General features: G+C 60.8%; 16 protein-coding genes, 1 tRNA gene and 1 other RNA gene. 15 read left to right on the top strand and 3 right to left on the bottom strand.

Going from position 1 to position 19,445, the window contains the following annotated elements; translation table 11 throughout:
• Positions 1-59: 59 nt before the first annotated feature.
• Both ACUTSC_RS18110 and ACUTSC_RS18105 read left to right on the top strand, forming a co-directional pair.
• Entirely contained in the window at positions 60-1,226 is a 1,167-nt protein-coding gene (locus ACUTSC_RS18110) for an MFS transporter (protein ID WP_039568202.1), read from the top strand.
• Positions 1,227-1,418: 192 nt separating this feature from the next.
• On the top strand, positions 1,419-1,655 hold the full coding sequence (locus ACUTSC_RS18105) for a DUF4282 domain-containing protein (protein WP_019452598.1): 237 nt from the start codon (positions 1,419-1,421) through the stop codon (positions 1,653-1,655).
• A 52-nt stretch (positions 1,656-1,707) separates the two neighbouring features.
• Here the strand turns inward: ACUTSC_RS18105 and ACUTSC_RS18100 are convergent, their stop codons facing one another.
• Together ACUTSC_RS18100 and ACUTSC_RS18095 are read right to left on the bottom strand one after the other, a co-directional pair.
• Positions 1,708-2,457 carry an NAD-dependent epimerase/dehydratase family protein gene (locus tag ACUTSC_RS18100; protein WP_038875909.1) on the bottom strand — a complete coding sequence of 250 codons (750 nt, stop codon included), beginning with the start codon at positions 2,455-2,457 and terminating at the stop codon, positions 1,708-1,710.
• Positions 2,458-2,550: 93 nt separating this feature from the next.
• Complete coding sequence (locus ACUTSC_RS18095) at positions 2,551-3,414, bottom strand: LysR substrate-binding domain-containing protein (protein WP_197658579.1); 864 nt, start codon at positions 3,412-3,414, stop codon at positions 2,551-2,553.
• 114 nt (positions 3,415-3,528) lie between these two features.
• On the opposite strand from ACUTSC_RS18095, the gene ACUTSC_RS18090 reads away from it, so the two are divergent.
• The 4 genes from ACUTSC_RS18090 to ACUTSC_RS18075 all read left to right on the top strand — a co-directional run bounded on the left by ACUTSC_RS18090 (position 3,529) and on the right by ACUTSC_RS18075 (position 9,350).
• Positions 3,529-4,287, top strand: coding sequence for an SDR family oxidoreductase (locus tag ACUTSC_RS18090; RefSeq protein ID WP_197768312.1), 759 nt, complete (start codon positions 3,529-3,531; stop codon positions 4,285-4,287).
• 260 nt (positions 4,288-4,547) lie between these two features.
• Positions 4,548-6,410 (top strand): PTS beta-glucoside transporter subunit IIABC, encoded by a 1,863-nt coding sequence (bglF, locus tag ACUTSC_RS18085; protein ID WP_197768311.1) that lies wholly within the window; start codon positions 4,548-4,550, stop codon positions 6,408-6,410.
• A gap of 14 nt (positions 6,411-6,424) precedes the next feature.
• Positions 6,425-7,828 (top strand): 6-phospho-beta-glucosidase, encoded by a 1,404-nt coding sequence (locus tag ACUTSC_RS18080; RefSeq protein WP_197773683.1) that lies wholly within the window; start codon positions 6,425-6,427, stop codon positions 7,826-7,828.
• Between the two features lie 151 nt (positions 7,829-7,979).
• On the top strand, positions 7,980-9,350 hold the full coding sequence (locus tag ACUTSC_RS18075) for a carbohydrate porin (RefSeq protein ID WP_443003366.1): 1,371 nt from the start codon (positions 7,980-7,982) through the stop codon (positions 9,348-9,350).
• Here the strand turns inward: ACUTSC_RS18075 and ACUTSC_RS18070 are convergent, their stop codons facing one another.
• The gene (locus tag ACUTSC_RS18070; protein ID WP_197768309.1) at positions 9,351-9,950 is read right to left on the bottom strand and encodes an HD domain-containing protein; all 600 of its coding nucleotides are present in this window, start codon (positions 9,948-9,950) and stop codon (positions 9,351-9,353) included.
• Between the two features lie 97 nt (positions 9,951-10,047).
• On the opposite strand from ACUTSC_RS18070, the gene ACUTSC_RS18065 reads away from it, so the two are divergent.
• From ACUTSC_RS18065 to ACUTSC_RS18025, 9 genes are all read left to right on the top strand, one after another.
• The gene (locus ACUTSC_RS18065; protein ID WP_049202597.1) at positions 10,048-10,512 is read left to right on the top strand and encodes a MarR family winged helix-turn-helix transcriptional regulator; all 465 of its coding nucleotides are present in this window, start codon (positions 10,048-10,050) and stop codon (positions 10,510-10,512) included.
• Between the two features lie 160 nt (positions 10,513-10,672).
• Entirely contained in the window at positions 10,673-11,098 is a 426-nt protein-coding gene (locus tag ACUTSC_RS18060) for an organic hydroperoxide resistance protein (protein ID WP_004934114.1), read from the top strand.
• Positions 11,099-11,323: 225 nt separating this feature from the next.
• Complete coding sequence (gene eptB, locus ACUTSC_RS18055) at positions 11,324-13,018, top strand: kdo(2)-lipid A phosphoethanolamine 7''-transferase (protein WP_197768308.1); 1,695 nt, start codon at positions 11,324-11,326, stop codon at positions 13,016-13,018.
• Between the two features lie 119 nt (positions 13,019-13,137).
• On the top strand, positions 13,138-13,728 hold the full coding sequence (uhpA, locus tag ACUTSC_RS18050) for a transcriptional regulator UhpA (RefSeq protein ID WP_197768307.1): 591 nt from the start codon (positions 13,138-13,140) through the stop codon (positions 13,726-13,728).
• The gene (gene uhpB, locus ACUTSC_RS18045) at positions 13,725-15,269 is read left to right on the top strand and encodes a signal transduction histidine-protein kinase/phosphatase UhpB (RefSeq protein WP_197768306.1); all 1,545 of its coding nucleotides are present in this window, start codon (positions 13,725-13,727) and stop codon (positions 15,267-15,269) included. The genes uhpA and uhpB overlap by 4 nt, the downstream gene beginning before the upstream one ends.
• Before the next feature lie 95 nt (positions 15,270-15,364).
• Positions 15,365-16,696: an MFS transporter gene (locus ACUTSC_RS18040; RefSeq protein WP_107227505.1), complete on the top strand. Its 1,332-nt coding sequence runs from the start codon at positions 15,365-15,367 to the stop codon at positions 16,694-16,696.
• Positions 16,697-16,816: 120 nt separating this feature from the next.
• A tRNA-Pro gene (locus tag ACUTSC_RS18035) sits at positions 16,817-16,893 on the top strand.
• Positions 16,894-16,928: 35 nt separating this feature from the next.
• Positions 16,929-17,057: non-coding RNA, RtT sRNA (locus tag ACUTSC_RS18030), on the top strand.
• Positions 17,058-17,481: 424 nt separating this feature from the next.
• Positions 17,482-19,173, top strand: coding sequence for a glycosyl hydrolase family 18 protein (locus ACUTSC_RS18025; RefSeq protein ID WP_197768305.1), 1,692 nt, complete (start codon positions 17,482-17,484; stop codon positions 19,171-19,173).
• The last annotated feature ends 272 nt before the right edge of the window (positions 19,174-19,445 follow it).

Raw genomic sequence — 19,445 nt, 5'->3', positions numbered from 1 at the left:
CATACTTTCGGCATCTTAACTGTTCCCGCGCTTCGGCAGCGGTAAACCGGAGTTGTTGCATGAAAGTGAATTATCCCTTGTTAGCGCTGGCGGTGGGGGCGTTCGGCATCGGCACCACCGAATTCTCTCCCATGGGCTTGCTGCCGACCATCGCCAAAGGGGTGGACGTCTCCATTCCGATGGCCGGCATGTTGATCAGCGCCTACGCCGTCGGCGTGATGGTCGGCGCGCCGCTGATGACGCTGCTGCTGTCGCACCGGGCGCGCAGAAGTGCGCTGATTTTCCTGATGGCGATCTTTACCCTGGGCAACGTGCTGTCGGCCATCGCGCCGGATTACACCACCCTGATGCTGTCGCGCATCATCACCAGCCTGAACCACGGCGCCTTCTTTGGCCTCGGATCGGTGGTGGCCGCCAGCGTGGTGCCGAAAGAGAAACAGGCCAGCGCCGTGGCGACCATGTTTATGGGGCTGACCATCGCCAATATCGGCGGGGTGCCCGCCGCGACCTGGCTGGGTGAAACCATCGGCTGGCGCATGTCGTTCCTGGCGACGGCCGGACTGGGCGTGATCGCCATGCTGGGGCTGTGGTTCTCGTTGCCGAAAGGCAGCGCCGGCGCACGCCCTGACGTCAAGCGTGAGCTGTCGGTGCTGGTGCGCCCGCAGGTGCTGACCGCGCTGCTGACGACCGTGCTGGGGGCGGGCGCGATGTTCACGCTCTATACCTACATCTCGCCGGTATTGCAGCACATCACCGAGGCGACGCCGCTGTTCGTGACGGTGATGCTGGTGCTGATCGGCGTCGGTTTCTCGATCGGCAACTACCTCGGCGGCAAGTTCGCCGACCGTTCCGAGAGCGCGACGCTGAAGGGCTTCCTGCTGCTGTTGGTGGCCATCATGCTGCTGATCCCGCTGCTGGCGCGCAGTGACATCGGCGCCGCGGTGAGCATGGTGATTTGGGGCGCGGCGACCTTTGCCGTGGTGCCGCCGCTGCAGATGCGCGTGATGCGCGTGGCCAGCGAAGCGCCGGGGCTGTCGTCTTCGGTCAACATCGGCGCTTTCAACCTGGGCAACGCGCTGGGCGCCGCCGCCGGTGGCGCGGTGGTCTCCGCCGGTCTGGGTTACAGCTTCGTGCCGGTGATGGGGGCGATTATCGCCGGGTTGGCGCTGCTGTTGGTGTTGTTCACCAGCCGCACCGCGGCAAAAGTCGTTTACGCCAACGGCTAAGCGACAGCGTGCGGCGGTTTTTTATCCGCCGCACGCCGTTAGCCGCATAAAACATAAACGCTTATCCTCTCCCGCCCCCATTTATCTGTTCGGCATCAACTCTTAGCCGCTATCATTACCCATGTATATGCATGGTGGCCGCTTGCACGGCACCTCTGGGATAATGAAAGACCTGCCTAAGGAAAGATCCACATGAGAAATATCTTCTTCTTCGACGCGATGCTGACGCCAAAAATCATCACCGCCGTTTACTGGCTGGCGCTGTTGGGCGTGTTGATCAGCGGCATCGGCATGATGTTCTACGGCGAGTTCTTCCGCGGCCTGTTCGGCATCATCGTCGGCGGCGTGTTCGTGCGCGTGGCGTTCGAGATGATCATCATTGCGTTTAAAAATAACGAATATCTGCGCAAGATCGCTGAAAAACCGTAACTATGCCAAAACGCCGGGTATTGCCCGGCGTTGTTTTCCTCTCCGGTCTTGGCTATTCGAAGCCGAGCAGGCTGAACGCATCGTCCTGCGGGGCGTAACCCAGCAGGCGACGGGTCTCTTCCAGCGATAAACGCGTATAGCGGTTATTGGAAACCCCGTGCACCACTGCATATTGCACCCCTTCGACGCGAATGCAGCGCTCCAGCAGATCGGCGGCGTCACGATGGCTGAGAAACGCGCTCATGTCGCGGGCGCTGAGCCGATCCCCCGGGCTCAGGCTGGTGAAGTTGGCGATACGCACCGACAGGGCGGAAAGCCCTTCCTGATGGGCGAAGTAGGCGGCGATGCCTTCGCCGAAGGCTTTGCTGGCGCCGTACAGGTTCTTCGGTTTCGGCGCGTCGTCCGGGCGGATTTGATAGTCGAGCGGATAGCCTTCCACCGCCTGTGCGCTGCTGGCGAACACCACCCGGCGGCAGCCGGCGTCTTTCGCCGCGCGGAAGATATTGAAGGTGCCGAGAATGTTGTTGTCCATCAACGAGCCGCAGAAGTCGGCGTCGGGGGAGGGATCGGCCGCCAGATGCAACACGGTGTCGATATTGGCGCAGGCCGCGCGGCAGGCGTCGAGATCGGCGATGTTGAAGCTGATGACTTCGTCGCCGGGTTGCAGATCGTTCAGCAGACTGATGTCGCGTTCCGCCAGGCGCAGCGCGTAGCGATCGCCCATTGCCTGACGAAACGCCGTGGCTACCCGGCCGCCGGCGCCGGTGATCAGAATCCGTCCTACATCAGTACGCAACACCATGATGACTGCCATCCCTACTCTCGATTAAGCGTTGACCAGTAATAATCCCCCGCGTGACTTTTGTCCAGTATTTATATTAGTCATTCTGATGCTTTATGCCGGTAATGGGCACGTTTTGCCGAGCGTTTCGACCAGGAAATTCATCACCGCGCGCACGGCAGCGGTGCGCGCCAAATCGGGATACGTCACCAGCCAAAGCTCGCGCGTTGGCGCGGCATTGGCCGTGGGCAACGGGACCAGATCCGGATCGCCATCGGCGACAAACGTCGGCAAAACGGCGGCACCCAGCCCTGAACGCGCCGCTTGTTGCAGTGAAAACAGATCGCTGGCCTGAAAGACCACCGGACGCCCCTGCAACAGCTGTTGCAGCCATTGCTGATGTGGCTGCTGTTGGTAGTGATGGTCATAGGCGAGAAAGCGGCGCGCCGCGTCGGGCAGTGCGGCGTGCTCCGGTGTGGCATACAGCGCGTAGCGCATCATGCCGATGCGCTGCGTCAGCAGCTCTGGCTGCTGCGGGCGCACCATGCGCACGGCGATGTCGGCTTCGCCGCGATCCAGCTCGGCGAGCGCCGATTCACCCGACAGCGTGACGACGATCTGTGGAAAAGCCTGGTTAAATGCGGCAATGCGCGGCGCGAGAATATGCGCGGCGATCGACGGCGGCGCACTGATGCGCACGCCGGCCTGGGGCGTTGCGCCGGCGCTGCGCGCATGGCGGGCAATCGCCTGGCTTTGCGCCTCGATCTCCGCCGCCAGCCCGGCAATCGCCTGCCCGTCCTGGGTCAAGGGCGTACTGCGCGGCAGACGCACGATCAAACGCAGGCCGAGCGCCTGTTCCAGCGCCGCTACGCGTCGCCCGACGGTGGCGTGATCGCAACCCAGCTCCCGCGCTGCCGCTGACAACGAACCGGTGCGCGCCAGCGCCACGAAGTGTTTTAAATCCTGCCAGTCAAACATCGGTGAATTCCTGCACATTGATGATGCGATTTTCGGGAATATTCACACGAATAACGGCGTGATTCAATGTGTGAACGTTTCCTCTTAAATTGAATTATTCAATTAAGGTTTCTTATGAATCTGCAATTACAGCAACGCACGGCATTGGTCACGGGTGCCAGCGAAGGGATCGGTGCCGGCATGGTCAGGGTATTGGCCGCTCAAGGTGTCAAGGTAGTGGCCACCGCACGACGCGGTGACCGGCTGCAGGCCTTGGCGGGTGAGGTGGAACGGCAAGGGGCGGTGCGTCCGCAGTTGATCGTTGCCGACGTGACCGACCCTGAGGCGATAGCCCGTTTGGCGGCGCAGGCGCTGCGCCAGGTGGGGACAGTCGATATTCTGATCAACGCGGTCGGCGCGTTTCACCCCACGACGCTGAACGACAGCGATCGCAGCTGGGATGACGCTTTCGCTTTGAACTTCACGCCGGCCCGCAGATTGACTCAGGCGCTGTTGCCGGCCATGCAGGCGCAAGGCTGGGGCCGGGTGATCAACATCAGCGGATCGATGGAGCCGCGCAGCCTGAGCGCCGCCAGCGCCGCCAAGGGCGCGCTGCATCTGTGGGCCAAAGGATTGGCCGGCGATGTGGCTGCGCAGGGGATTACCGTCAATACGTTACAGCCGGGGCGCATCAACAGTGAACAGATCCGCGAGCGCTTATACGCTTGTGATGAAGCGCGCCAGGCGTTTATTGCGCAACATATCCCGATCGGCTACTTCGGTGAACCGGAAGACATGGCCTATCTGGCGGCGTTTCTTTGTTCCCCGCTCGCGCGATATATCACCGGCGCGGTGATCCCGGTAGATGGCGGCATGCATTATTTCGCGCATTGAGGCCGTTTTGCCCCCGCGATCACAGTTCGGCAATTTGCCGGCGCAAAGGCTTGCCCCGGCAAAATCCGCGGTGTTAACGTCATAACTCAACCGATTTAGGGTTGTTACTGCTACGGCAGGCAAAACCTAAACCTCGCGTTTCTGTTCCCCGATGGGGCAGAGGCCGCGAGGTTTAGGTTTTTTTTTGCGCCGAATTCCGCCTCAGCGCCAGGCCAGTGCGGGGAGGGGAGCGGCAGAACGCGAAGTCTAAGGATAACCGTATGAAATATGACACATTAGCCAGTGAGATTTTGGCCGGCGTCGGTGGCCGCGACAATGTGAAAAGCCTGGTGCACTGCGCCACCCGCCTGCGTTTCAAGCTGCGCGACGACAGTCGCGCCAACGCGGCAGCGCTGAAGAAAAACCCCGGCGTCATCATGGTGGTGGAGAGTGGCGGCCAGTTCCAGGTGGTGGTGGGCAACCACGTGGCGGAGGTGTTCGACGCGGTTAACCGCGTTGGTGGGTTGGCCGAGGGCGCGCCGAGCGACGACGCGGGCGGCAAAAAAGACAACCTGCTCAGCCGCTTTATCGATCTGGTGTCCGGTATTTTTACCCCGCTGCTCGGGGTGATGGCCGCTTCGGGGATCCTGAAAGGCTTCCTGGCGCTGAGCCTGGCCTGCGGCTGGCTGCTGGAGAGCGGCGGCACCTTCAAAATGCTGTTCGCCGCCAGCGACTCGCTGTTCTACTTCTTCCCGATCATGCTCGGCTACACCGCCGGGAAAAAATTTGGCGGCAACCCCTTCGTCACCATGGCGATCGGCGGCGCGTTGACGCATCCGCTGATGATGGCGGCGTTCGAAGCGGCGCAGCAGCCGGGGGCGGTGCGCGAATACTTCTTCGGCATCCCGCTGACCTTCATCAACTACAGTTCGTCGGTGATCCCGATCATCTTCGCGGCCTGGGTGTCCTGCCGCCTGGAGCCGCTGTTTAACCGGGTGATCCACAGCGCGCTGCGCAATTTCATCACGCCGCTGCTGTGCCTGGCGATCACCGTGCCGTTGACCTTCCTGCTGATCGGCCCGGCGGCGACCTGGCTCAGCCACCTGCTGGCCAACGGCTATCAGAGCATTTACGCCTTTAACCCGATCATCGCCGGCGCCTTTATGGGGGCGATGTGGCAGGTGTGCGTGATCTTCGGTCTGCATTGGGGATTGGTGCCGTTGATGATCAATAACCTGAGCGTGTTGGGGCGCGACACCATGGTGCCGCTGCTGCTGCCGGCGGTAATGGGGCAGGTCGGCGCCACGCTGGGCGTGATGCTGCGCACCCGCGATGCCAAGCTGAGGGCGCTGTCCGCTTCGGCCATCGGCGCCGGGATTTTCGGCATCACCGAACCGGCGGTGTACGGCGTTACGCTGCCGAACAAACGCCCGTTCATCTTCGGCTGCATCGGCGGCGCGCTGGGCGGTGCGGTGATCGGCTACTTCCATACCTCGGTCTACTCGTTCGGCCTGGTGAGCGTATTCACCTTCGCGCAGATCATCCCCGGCGGCGGCATCGACGCCACGGTATGGGGCGCGATCGGCGGCACCCTGCTGTCGTTCGTGTTTGCCGCGCTGGCCAGCTACCTGTTCGGCGTTGCGCCGGCGGAAGACGCGGCGCAGCCTGAAGCCACCGCGCCGCTTAACCGTAAGCAGGCCATCCTCAGCCCGATCGCCGGCGACATCGTGCCGCTGGATCAGGTGAACGACGCAACCTTCGCCAGCGGCCTGCTGGGGAAAGGGGTGGCGATCGCGCCGCAGCAGGGGCGCGTGGTGGCGCCGGTGAGCGGCAGCGTGGCGTCGCTGTTCAAAACCAAACACGCCATCGGCATCGAATCGGACGACGGCGCGGAGATTCTCATCCACGTCGGCATCGATACCGTGAAGCTGGACGGGGCGCATTTCACCGCCCACGTGCGGGAAGGCGAGCGGGTCGCCCCGGGCGATCTGCTGATCGAGTTCGACCAGGCGGCGATCCATGCCGCCGGCTATGACACCACCACGCCGATCATCATCAGCAACAGCGATGACTACGTGGACGTGTTGACCAGCGGCCTGTCTCCGGTGCAGGAACAGGCGCCGCTGCTGACTTTATTACGTTAATTGAGGAGCAAGCGATGAACGGCAAGTTTCCGCAACATTTTCTGTGGGGCGGCGCGGTAGCGGCGAACCAGGTAGAAGGCGCGTATCAGGCCGACGGCAAGGGGCTGTCGACCTCCGATCTGCAGCCGCAGGGCATCTTCGGCGCCATTACGCCGCGCACGGCGGGCGACAGCGGCATCAAGGACGTGGCGATCGATTTCTATCATCGTTACCCGGAGGACATCGCGCTGTTCGCCGAAATGGGCTTCAAGTGTCTGCGCACCTCGATCGCCTGGACGCGCATTTTCCCACAGGGCGACGAAGAGACGCCGAACGAGGCCGGGCTGGCGTTTTACGATCGGCTGTTCGACGAGATGGCGAAGTACGGCATTCAGCCGCTGATCACGCTGTCGCACTATGAGATGCCTTACGGCCTGGTGAAGCACTACGGCGGTTGGGGCGATCGGCGCACTATCGATTTCTTCGAGCGCTATGCGCGCACCGTGTTCGAACGCTACAAGCACAAGGTCAAACACTGGCTGACCTTCAACGAGATCAACATGTCGCTGCACGCGCCCTTCACCGGCGTCGGCCTGCCGCAGGAGAGCGACAAGAGCGCCATCTATCAGGCGATCCACCATCAGCTGGTGGCCAGCGCCAGAGCGGTGAAGGCCTGTCACGAGATCGTGCCGGAGGGCAAAATCGGCAACATGCTGCTGGGCGGCATTCTGTATCCGCTGAGCTGCAAGCCGGAAGATCTGCTGGAAACCCAGCGGCAAAACCGCGACTGGCTGTTCTTCGGCGACGTGCAGGCGCGCGGCTATTACCCGGCCTATATGCAGCGCTTCTTCCGTGAAAACGGCATTCAGGTGGCGATCACCGAGGAAGATCGGCAAACGCTGCGCGAAACCATCGATTTCATCTCGTTCAGCTACTACATGAGCGGCTGCGTCACCGCCGACCCGGCGCAGTACGAGTCGGCGCGCGGCAACATTCTCGATATGGTGCCGAACCCGCACCTGGCCAGCTCGGAGTGGGGGTGGCAAATCGACCCGATCGGGCTGCGCTACCTGCTCAACGTGCTGTACGACCGTTATCAGAAGCCGCTGTTCATCGTCGAGAACGGGCTGGGCGCCAAAGACCGCGTCGAGGCCGACGGCAGCATCCACGACGACTACCGCATCAACTACCTTAATGACCATCTGGTGCAGGTGGCGGAAGCGATCGACGACGGCGTCGAGGTGATGGGCTACACCAGCTGGGGGCCGATCGATCTAGTCAGCGCCTCGAAGGCGGAAATGTCGAAGCGCTACGGCTTCATTCACGTCGACAGGGACGATGCCGGCAACGGCAGCCTCGAGCGCCGCCGCAAGAAGAGTTTCTACTGGTATCGCGATGTGATCCACAGCAACGGCGCCAGCCTGAAAGACCGGCGCTAGCCTCTAAGCCCGGCGGCAAACGCCGGGCGTTAACCTAACGTTATTCGCTGCTGTTCATGATGGGAAATTCTCTCCCAGGGAATGCTGTTGCCCGCAGTCAGCCGTTATGCGGAGAAATATAATAATGATGAAAAGCTTATTACCTCGTTCCATGACCCTGGCGGCGCTGGCGCTGTTCTGTAGCCAGGCGCAGGCGGAAACGCTGCAAACCGGCAAGGACGTCGAAGCCCCCACCGCCAAATGGGAAGGGGTGGCGCTCGGCTTTGAGCCGCCGCAGCCCGGGCTGTTGGGGGATATGCTGGGGATCAGGCCGATCCTGGAGGATCACGGCTTCCACTATAATCTCGGTTACCTCAGCCAGCTGTCGTATAACGCCGGCGGCGGTTACAACCACGACAAACAGGCGTCGTACATCGACCAGTTCTCGCTGACCTTCAGCCAGGATTTGCAGGCGCTGACCGGCATTCCGGACGCGGCGATCGAAGGCAATATCGTCAACCGCAACCATGACAACAACCTGACCCGCGATCGCTTGCAGGATCCGCGCGTCGGCCTGACCGATCTGTCGCAGGAGAGCTTTGGCGGGCAGTCGATTACCCGTCTGGGCTGGTTGACCTTCAGCCGCTCCTTCCTCGATCGCCGGCTGCAGTGGCGCATCGGCATGATGAACAAGGTGCAGGATTTCGATCAGATCATTCCCTGCGATTTTCAGACGCTGACGCTGTGCGGCGGCAAGTCCGCCAACTCGTTGACCTGGTACAACTGGAACGTGCATTACTGGGGCACCACGCTGCAATACAAGCTGACCGACGGCCTGACCCTCAAGGGCGGCGTGATGGAGCAGAACCCGAGCGCCCCCAGCCGTAGCCACGCCTGGAGCTGGTCCACCAAGGGCAGCAAAGGCTTCCTGTTGCCGATGGAGCTGGAGCTGAAAACCCACGCCGTCAACCAGCTGCCGGGGGTGTATAACCTGGGCGTGCTGTTCACCAACGCGCGCCAGAGCGATCTCTATGAAGGGGTATCCGGCGGGCCGGGCGCCAGCGATCCGCAGGGCTATCGCAGCCACGATCGCACCTGGTTCCTGTATACCGGTTTCAACCAGCAGGTGACGCGCCATGCGGATGACGTCAACCGCGGCCTGAGCGTGTTTTACAGCCTGGGGCTGGGAGATCAGCGCAGCAACTACCTGCATTGGTCTACCTCGACCGGCATTCGCTATCGCGGGCTGTTCGATGCGCGGCCGGACGACTGGCTGGGGCTCGGCGTCTCGGTGGTGAAGCTGAGCGACCGCTACAAGGACAATCAGCGTTATCTCAACCAGATGAGCGGCATCAGTGATTATCACGATCCGAGCTACCGGCCGGTGCCGGGCCACTCGGTGACGGCGGAGCTGTATTATCGCGTTAACGTCACGCCGTGGCTGCAGCTGCAGCCGGGCCTGCAGTACTGGCATCACCCGGCGGGCGTCAGCGAGACGCAGGACGCCTGGGTGACGGCGTTGAAAACGGTGGTGACCTTCTGATCAGGCCGCGTCGCTCTCGCGGTAGCGCCGGCGGGCGTGTTCGAACCAGCTGGCGGGCACGTTGTGCGGCGGCTGCTGCAACCTGAGCAGCCCCTGTTCAACGATATGGCTGGCCTGGCGCCACAGCGTCGGGTCGCCTTCGGTCAGCACCTCCAGCAGGCGCTGTTTCTCGATCAGGTAGGTCTGGGCGAAGTGGCTGTCGTAGTCCAGCAGCGAGCGGGTGTTGTCGATAAGATCCGCCAGCTTGATGGTTTTGGCCTGCGGCGATGCGCCGGCGCTGTGGCGCCGATCGCGGTTTTTGCGTTCAAAGCGGTTGCCGTCCTCGGCGTGGCTGACGTTGGTTAACATCCGCACCAGCTCTGCCACCTGCGGCCCGAAATGGCTGTCGATGTCGCCGAGGGTGGTGGGCGTATCTTCCACCGTATCATGCAGCCAGGCGGCCGCCAGCATCTCTTCGGTGTGCGGTACGCTGCGCACCAGCTCCATCACCGCCTGCGGGTGGACGATGTACGGATCGTCGGTGTATTTGCGGCGCTGATCGATGGCCGCATGCGCCTTGGTGGCGTAGCGGCGCGCGCGTTCTGCAAGCGTGTTCGTCATTTCCTTTCCCTCCGAGCATCCTCTGCATGAAAAAAATGTAGCATACCTCACAAGAAATAGCTTGCGATTACATCGTGCGCTATCTATATTCACACACATGAAAAGCACCGAGACCGAACAACCCAAGGCGAAGAACCTGCTGCAGCTCGATCAGCAGCTCTGTTTCGCGCTGTACTCCGCCAACCTGGCGCTGCACAAAGTTTATCGCAAGCTGTTGAGCCAGCTCGAACTCACCTACCCGCAATACCTGGTGATGATGGTGCTGTGGGAGCGCGATCGGGTGACGGTATCGGATATCGGCGAGCGGCTGTTCCTCGATTCTGCCACGCTGACGCCGCTGCTGAAGCGGCTGGAAACCGCCGGTTTGCTGGTGCGTTATCGCGCCACCACCGACGAGCGGCAGGTGATCATCGCCCTGACCGAAGCCGGCCGCGCGCTGCGCGAGCGGGCGCAATCGGTGCCCGAGGCGGTGATGTGCGCTACCGACTGCAGCCTGGACGAGATCGTCTCGCTCAAACAGCAGCTGGAAAAGCTGCGCGGCAGCCTGATCGATCAGATTTGACCCGCCGCCGCCGGACGCAAGAACGGCGCGGGTGGTCTACACTGGTTAATAAGTGCCAAAAATAAGTAGTGCACGATTTAATCGCAAAAGATAAATATGTGACCGGCTTTACCTCGTGGAAGCCGTAGTCATCTCGCCAACCAGCAAGAAGGAATGAACGATGTCTATTGAGAAAGTGGTTTACCGCGCTCACGCCACCGCAACCGGCGGCCGCGACGGCCGTGCGACCTCCTCCGACGGCGTGTTGGACGTGAAACTGGGCGTGCCGAAAGAGATGGGCGGCGCCGGTGGCGAAGTCACCAACCCTGAGCAGCTGTTCGCCGCCGGTTACTCGGCCTGCTTCCTCGGCGCGTTGAAGTTTGTCGCGGCGAAAGAAAAGGTCAAAATCCCGGCCGAAGCCAAGATCGACGGCACCGTCGGCATCGGTGAGATCCCGAACGGCTTCGGCATCGAAGTGCAGCTGGATATCTCGCTGCCGGGCATCGAGCGCAGCGTGGCGGAAGATCTGGTGAAAAAGGCGCACGTGGTGTGCCCATACTCCAACGCCACCCGTGGAAATATCGATGTGACTCTGAACGTTAAGTAAGATTTTTGCCGAAATCTGGAAAAAATGGAGGGTTTATCCCTCCATTTTCTTGCGTGCCCTGCCTGAAAATCGTTCAAAAAAACGGTAAATTTTGTCCGTTTTGTGAGAATTCTCTTGATTATTACCCGCAAAATAACGCTTATTGCCGGTTGGCTGAACCAGAAGCCGCAATCAGTGTCTGACTGAGTCAGAACCGCTACACCGTCCCCGGAGCCACCGCGTTACATGAACAAAGTTAAATCGCTATCACAGCAGAATTTATCGTTATTGTTAGCGATCTATATCGGCATCTTTCTAAACCTGTCCGTTTTCTATCGCCGTTTTGATTCGCTGGCGCACGGCATTCAGAGCATTAAGCTTATTTCGGCGGTGACGGAAGTTATCGCTATCGTCCTGTTCACGTTCTTCATCATGCGGCTGGTATCGCTCGGCGGCCGGCTGTTTTATCGCATCGTCGCCTCGCTGCTGGTGTTGATTTCGGTGGCTGCCAGCTACTACATGACGTTTTTCAACGTGGTGATCGGCTACGGCATCGTGGTGTCGGTGATGACCACCGACATCGATCTGTCGAAAGAGGTGGTTGGCCTGCACTTCGTGCTGTGGATGGTGGCGCTCAGCGCCTTGCCGCTGTTGCTGATCTGGAAAAATGGCCTGCGTTACACCCTGATCGAACAGCTGAAAACCCCTGGTCATCGCATCAAACCGCTGCTGGTCTTGCTGGCGGTGGTGGCGCTGGTCTGGCTGCCGCTGCGCATGCTGGACGATGAGCAAAGCGTGCAAGAGAAGCTCTCCAACGTCGATCTGCCGAGCTACGGCGGCGTGGTGGCACACTCGTATCTGCCGTCCAACTGGCTGTCGGCGCTGGGGCTGTTTGCCTACACCCGTTATGACGAAAGCCAGGACCAGAGCACGATGTTCGATCCGGGCAAACACTTCACTTACGTACCGCCGGCGGACATCGACGACACCTACGTGGTGTTCATCATCGGCGAGACCACGCGCTGGGATCACATGGGCATGCTGGGCTACGAGCGCGATACCACGCCGCGGCTGTCTAAAGAGAAGAACCTGGTGGCGTTCCGCGGTGAGTCGTGCGACACCGCCACCAAGCTGTCGCTGCGCTGCATGTTCGTGCGTGAAGGCGGCACCGAAGACAACCCGCAGCGCACGCTGAAAGAGCAGAACGTGTTCGCGGTGCTGAAGGATCTGGGCTTCTCTTCCGAGCTGTTCGCCATGCAGAGCGAGGTGTGGTTCTACAACAACACCGAGGTGAACAACTATTCGTTCCGCGAGATGATCGCGTCCGAGAAGCGCAACGACGGCAAGGCGGTCGACGATATGCTGCTGGTGGATGAAATGAAGGAGTCGCTGACGCGCTATCCGAAGGGCAAACACCTGGTGATCCTGCATACCAAAGGCTCGCACTACCTGTACTCGCAGCGTTATCCGCGCAGCTATGCGCGCTATCAGCCGGAGTGCATGGGGGTGGACGATTCCTGCACCAAGGCGCAGCTGATCAATGCGTTCGACAATACGGTGCTGTATACCGACAGCTTTATCAGTAATGTGATCGACCAGGTGCGCGACAAGAAGGCGATCGTGTTCTATGCCGCCGATCACGGCGAATCGATCGGCGAGAACACGCACCTGCACGGTACGCCGCGCGAAATGGCGCCGCCGGAGCAGTTCCGCGTGCCGATGATCGTATGGGCGTCGGACAAGTTCCTCGAGAACCCGCAGCACCTCAGCGCCTTTGAGCAACTGCAGGCGCAGCAGCGCATCGGCAAAACGCATCGCCACGTCGAGCTGTTTGACACTATCCTCGGCTGCCTCGGCTACACGTCTCCCGATGGCGGCATCGTGGATAAAAACAACTGGTGCCATCTGCCGCAGGATAAAACGGCGCCTGCCCGCCTGTAATCCTTCCCGCCGGGTGCCTTGCGCACCCGGTAATTTCACCCAATACATTCTCTTCATCAATTATTCCGGTGTGTGCATACGGTATACTTGCGCACTTCCCCTGCTAACCGGAGATTTCCATGACCCTGCGCGTGGCGTTTATCGACGATCATGACATTGTGCGTTCGGGCTTTGTGCAGCTGCTGTCGCTGGAGGCCGATATTCAGGTGGTGGGCGAGTTCAGCAGCGCAGCGCAGGCGCGCGCCGGCCTGCCGGGGCTGGAGGCGGAAATCTGCATCTGCGACATTTCGATGCCGGACGGCAGCGGGCTGGATCTGCTGGCGGACATTCCCTCCGGCATCCGCGTGGTGATGCTGTCGATGCACGATAATCCGGCGCTGGTGGAAATGGCGCTGGATCGCGGCGCCAGCGGCTTCCTCTCCAAGCGCTGCAAGCCGGAAGATCTGATCACCGCGGTGCGCACCGTCGCGGGCGGCGGCGTCTACCTGATGCCGGAAATCGCGCAGCAGCTGGCGCGGGTGAGGGTCGATCCGTTGACCCGCCGCGAGCGCGAGATCGCGCTATTGCTGGCGCAGGGCCAGGAAGTGCGCGAGATCGCCGTCGCCTTGGGGCTGTCGCCGAAGACGGTGCATGTGCATCGCGCCAATCTGTTCGCCAAGCTGGGCATCAACAACAACGTCGAGCTGGCCAGACGGATGCTGAACCTGTGACGCAGCGCCTGATCACCCAGCTGGCGCTGTTTTTCATCTACGCCGCCAGCGCGTTTTGCCTGTGGGGCATCGGCACCGCGCTGATCGACCCGCCCTGGCAGGCGCTGCTGCTGTTCCCATTCGGCCTGCGCATGGGCATTTTGCTGCAGAGCCCATACCGTTTTTGGCCAGGGATCCTGCTGGCCGATCTGCTGCTGATGGCGCTGCTGGCGGACCAGTTCGGTTACGGCCCGGCGCTGTGGGCGTCGGTGGCGGTGCTGGTGTTGACGGTGCTGCTCAGCCTGCTGGCCTCGCCGTGGCTGTTGCGCCATCAACAGAGCGACAGCGAATGGCGTTGGCCGCTGTTACAGGGCGCGGTGGTGGCCGCCGCCGCCTTGCTGCAGGCGCTGGTGTGGCAGCTGGTGAGCGGCGAAGGCGCCCGCGCGCTGCTGCTCGGCCTGACCGGCGGTTTCACCATCGCGCCGACCTGCCTGCTGTTGTGGCACTATCTGGCGCGCCAAATCTGGGTGCCGCTGGAGCCGGGGCTGATCCACAAGCCGGTGGAGCTGCGCCTCGGCCACCTGGCCAGCTATCTGCTGCTGTTTGCGTTCAGCATCTGGCTGCAGCAACAGGTGAACGCCGCCGAGCTGCGGCGTTTCGCGCCGTTCTGCCTGGCCATTCCTATCGTGTTCATGTCTTACCGCTACGGCTGGCAGGGCGCGCTGTTGGCGACGCTGCTCAACGGCGTGGCGCTGATGGTCAACGAGCCGCCGCAGCCGGAGTCGCATCGCGATCTGCTGTTGTCGCTGCTGGCCCAAAGCCTGACCGGGCTGCTGCTGGGCGCCGGCATTCAGCGCCAGCGCGAACTGAATCAGCAGCTGCGGCTGCGGCTGGCGGAGAACCGCCAACTGGCGCGGGCGCTGGTGACGGCGGAGGAGCAAACCCGGCGCGAGGTGGCGCGCGAGCTGCACGATGAGGTGGGGCAGACCATCACCGTGATCCGCACCCAGGCCAGCATCGTCAAGCGCCTGGCGCCGGAACCGGCGGTGATCGGCTGCGCCGACACCATCGATGCGTTGGCGCTGCGGGTCTACGACGGGGTGCACGACGTGCTGACCCAGCTGTGGCCGGCGGCGCTGAACAACCTGCCGCTGTCGGCGGCGGTGGCGGCGATGCTGCGGGAGTCGCTGCCGCAGGACGCGTCGCTGGTGAGCAGCCTGCAGTGGCAGGTGCCGGACGAGCTGCTGGATGAAACGCTGAAAATCACGCTGTACCGGGTGTGCCAGGAAGGGGTGACCAATGTGTGCCGCCACGCCGGCGCCAGCCGCCTGGAGCTGGACGCTCGCCTGCAGCAGCGCAAAGGCGCCGCGCCGCTGATCGCCCTGACCATCCGCGACAACGGCGTGGGCTTCGAGGCGGAAAACCATCAGCCAGGGTATGGCCTGCGCGGCATGCAGGAGCGTATCAGCGCCCTCGGCGGCAGCCTGCGGTTCACCGCTGAACGGGGCGCCTGTTTGAGTGTGATCTTGCCCACAGTTTCACCGGCGCAAGCGCAAAACTAGGAAAAACTCCTAACTGCGTCGGGAATCCGGCGTAAGCCGCCCGCGCGCGCGAGGAGCATCATAGCGGCACTTTATTCAATCCTCTGAGGTTCCACATGTGGTCTTTCCTTAAAAGCCGCTCGGACGCGCCGCAGGTCACCGATCAGCGGCAGATCGACGCCAGCTACAAATATTGGCGCATCCAGCTGATGTGCACCATGTACATCGGCTACGCCGCGTTTTACTTCACGCGCAAAAGCTTCAACTTCATCATGCCGGCGATGCTGAGCGATCTGGGCCTGACGATGTCCGACGTCGGCATCCTCGGCACGCTGTTCTACATCACCTACGGCTGCTCGAAATTCATTTCCGGCATGATCAGCGATCGCTCCAACCCGCGTTACTTTATGGGGCTGGGCCTGATCATGACCGGGGTGCTGAATATCTTCTTCGGCCTCAGCTCGTCGCTGCTGATGCTGGGTACGCTGTGGATCCTCAACGCCTTCTTCCAGGGCTGGGGCTGGCCGCCGTGCTCCAAAATTCTCACCAGTTGGTATTCGCGCTCCGAGCGCGGCGGCTGGTGGGCGATCTGGAACACCTCGCACAACGTCGGTGGCGCGCTGATCCCGCTGTTGGTGGGCTTTATCTCGCTGCACTTCAGCTGGCGTTACGGCATGATCATTCCCGGCATCATCGGCGTGGTGCTCGGCCTGCTGATGTGCTGGCGCCTGCGCGACAAGCCATCCACCCTGGGGCTGCCGAGCGTCGGCAAATGGCGCAACGACGCCATGGAGCTGGTGCAGGAATCGGAAGGCCAGGGCCTGAGCAACCGCGAGATCATCAAACGCTACGTGCTGACCAACAAGTACATCTGGCTGCTGGCGGTCTCTTACGTGCTGGTGTACATCGTGCGCACCGCGATCAACGACTGGGGCAACCTCTACCTGACGCAGGAAAAGGGCTATTCGCTGATGACCGCCAACTCGGCCATTTCGCTGTTTGAAGTGGGCGGCTTTATCGGTTCGCTGGTGGCCGGTTGGGGCTCCGACAAACTGTTCCGCGGCAACCGTGGCCCGATGAATCTGATCTTCGCCATCGGTATCTTCCTGTCGGTGGCGGCGCTGTGGCTGATGCCGGGCGTGACCTACCTGCTGCAGGCCTGCTGCTTCTTCGCCATCGGTTTCTTCATCTTCGGCCCGCAGATGCTGATCGGCATGGCGGCGGCGGAGTGCTCGCACAAGGATGCGGCGGGCGCGGCGACCGGTTTCGTCGGCCTGTTCGCCTACCTGGGCGCGGCGCTGTCCGGCTACCCGATTGCACGGGTGATGGAGATCTGGCACTGGAACGGTTTCTTCGTGGTGATTTCCATCGCCGCCTGCCTGTCGGCGCTGTTCCTGCTGCCGTTCCTGCGTGCGCAGACGCCGGCGCTGAAACCGGCCAACGCCTGAGCAAAATACGCTGCGCAGCCCCCGGCGCAGCGCATTGTGGCGCTTTTATCACCACTTGAAATGCAGGGGCAAAAAAGTGATTGACGCCTATAACCGCCAGCAGTAAGATGCGCCCCGCATCGGCGAGTAGCGCAGCTTGGTAGCGCAACTGGTTTGGGACCAGTGGGTCGGAGGTTCGAATCCTCTCTCGCCGACCACCATTCGAAAAACCTGCTTTTAAAGCAGGTTTTTTTTCGCCTGTCGTTTATGAGGATGAGTACCTCCGCAGGAGGTTCGAGCCTCGCGTAGCGAGACAACGTTGCTTCAGCAACGGCCCGCAGGGCGCGCATCAAGGATGCGCGTAATCCTCTCTCGCCGACCACCATTCGAAAAACCTGCTTTTAAAGCAGGTTTTTTTTCGCCTGTCGTTTATGAGGATGAGTACCTCCGCCGATACGGTCGGCTGCGCTTTATGGTGTGCCTCAATCTGCCGTCCTCGTGAAATATATTTATCCTTTACGCTTAATTAATTCACACTCCTTATTCCCAATAGGTTCTTATTTTCATATTTAAATAAATTCATGCTTGCCAAATAAAACCCGGTTGATAGCGCTCTTGTTTTCATGTTTTTTTTACCTATAGTCTGAATGGACAACGCGGGAACTCTTATTCCCGCCGCGTGGGAAATACCGTGATTATTTATTAACGTTAATCTTCGTGGATTATTGCGGGATCATTTTGCTCCGGCAATGCGTGGCGTCGATTAACTCTTTTATGTTTATCCTCTTGGAATAAAGGAATCAGTTATGCGCAAATTTAATAAACCGCTGTTGGCGCTGTTGATCGGCAGCACGCTGTGTTCCGCGGCGCAGGCCGCCGCACCGGGCAAACCGACCATCGCCTGGGGCAACACCAAGTTCGCTATCGTCGAAGTCGATCAGGCGGCCACCGCTTATAATAATCTGGTGAAGGTAAAAAATGCCGCCGACGTTTCGGTCTCCTGGAATTTATGGAATGGCGACACCGGCACGACGGCAAAAATTTTATTAAATGGCAAAGAGGTGTGGAACGGCCCTTCAACCGGTTCTTCCGGTACGGCGAATTTTAAAGTGAATAAAGGCGGCCGTTATCAAATGCAGGTGGCGTTGTGCAATGCCGACGGCTGCACCGCCAGCGACGCCACCGAAATTGTGGTGGCCGACACCGACGGCAGCCATTTGGCGCCGTTGAAAGAGCCGCTAGTGGAAAAGAATAAACCGTATAAACAGAACTCCGGCAAAGTGGTCGGTTCTTATTTCGTCGAGTGGGGCGTTTACGGGCGCAATTTCACCGTCGACAAGATCCCGGCGCAAAACCTGACCCACCTGCTGTACGGCTTTATCCCGATCTGCGGCGGCAACGGCATCAACGACAGCCTGAAAGAGATCGAAGGCAGCTTCCAGGCATTGCAGCGCTCCTGCCAGGGCCGCGAGGACTTCAAAGTCTCGATCCACGATCCGTTCGCCGCACTGCAAAAAGCGCAGAAGGGCGTGACCGCCTGGGATGACCCCTACAAGGGCAACTTCGGCCAGCTGATGGCGCTGAAGCAGGCACATCCTGACCTGAAAATCCTGCCGTCGATTGGCGGCTGGACGCTGTCCGACCCGTTCTTCTTCATGGGCGACAAGGTGAAGCGCGATCGCTTCGTCGGTTCGGTGAAAGAGTTCCTGCAGACCTGGAAGTTCTTCGATGGCGTGGATATCGACTGGGAGTTCCCGGGCGGCAACGGTGCCAACCCGAACCTGGGCAGCCCGCAGGACGGGGAAACCTATGTGCTGTTGATGAAGGAGCTGCGGGCGATGCTGGATCAGCTGTCGGCGGAAACCGGCCGCAAGTATGAGCTGACCTCCGCCATCAGCGCCGGTAAGGACAAGATCGACAAGGTGGCTTACAACGTCGCGCAGAACTCGATGGATCACATCTTCCTGATGAGCTACGACTTCTATGGCGCCTTCGATCTGAAGAACCTGGGGCATCAGACCGCGCTGAATGCGCCGGCCTGGAAACCGGACACCGCCTACACCACGGTGAACGGCGTGAATGCGCTGCTGACGCAGGGCGTCAAGCCGGGCAAGATCGTCGTCGGCACCGCCATGTATGGCCGCGGCTGGACCGGGGTGAACGGCTACCAGAACAACATTCCGTTCACCGGCACCGCCACCGGGCCGGTTAAAGGCACCTGGGAGAACGGCATCGTGGACTACCGCCAAATCGCCAGCCAGTTCATGAGCGGCGAGTGGCAGTACACCTACGACGCCACGGCGGAAGCGCCTTACGTGTTCAAGCCTTCCACCGGCGATCTGATCACCTTCGACGATGCCCGCTCGGTGCAGGCCAAAGGCAAGTACGTGTTGGATAAGCAGTTGGGCGGCCTGTTCTCCTGGGAGATCGACGCGGACAACGGCGATATTCTCAACAGCATGAACGCCAGCCTGGGCAACAGCGCCGGCGTTCAATAATCGGTTGCAGTGCGTTGCCGGGGGATATCCTTTCGCCCCCGGCTTTTTCGCCGCCGAAAGTTTTTTTACGCCGCACAGATTGTGGGCCTGCCCGGCGCAAAACGCGCTCATCGGACTCACCCTTTTGGGTAATCCCTCAGCATTTCCTCCTGTCTTTAACGGCGATCACAAAAATAACCGTTCAGATATTCATCATTCAGCAACAAAGTTTTGGCGTTTTTTAACGGAGTTAAAAACCAGTAAGTTTGTGAGGGTCAGACCAATGCGCTAAA

This window comes from Serratia sp. TSA_105.2, assembly GCF_052692115.1.
The sequence above is the reverse complement of the archived record's forward strand: the minus strand, read 5'-3'. Positions and strand labels throughout refer to the sequence as shown.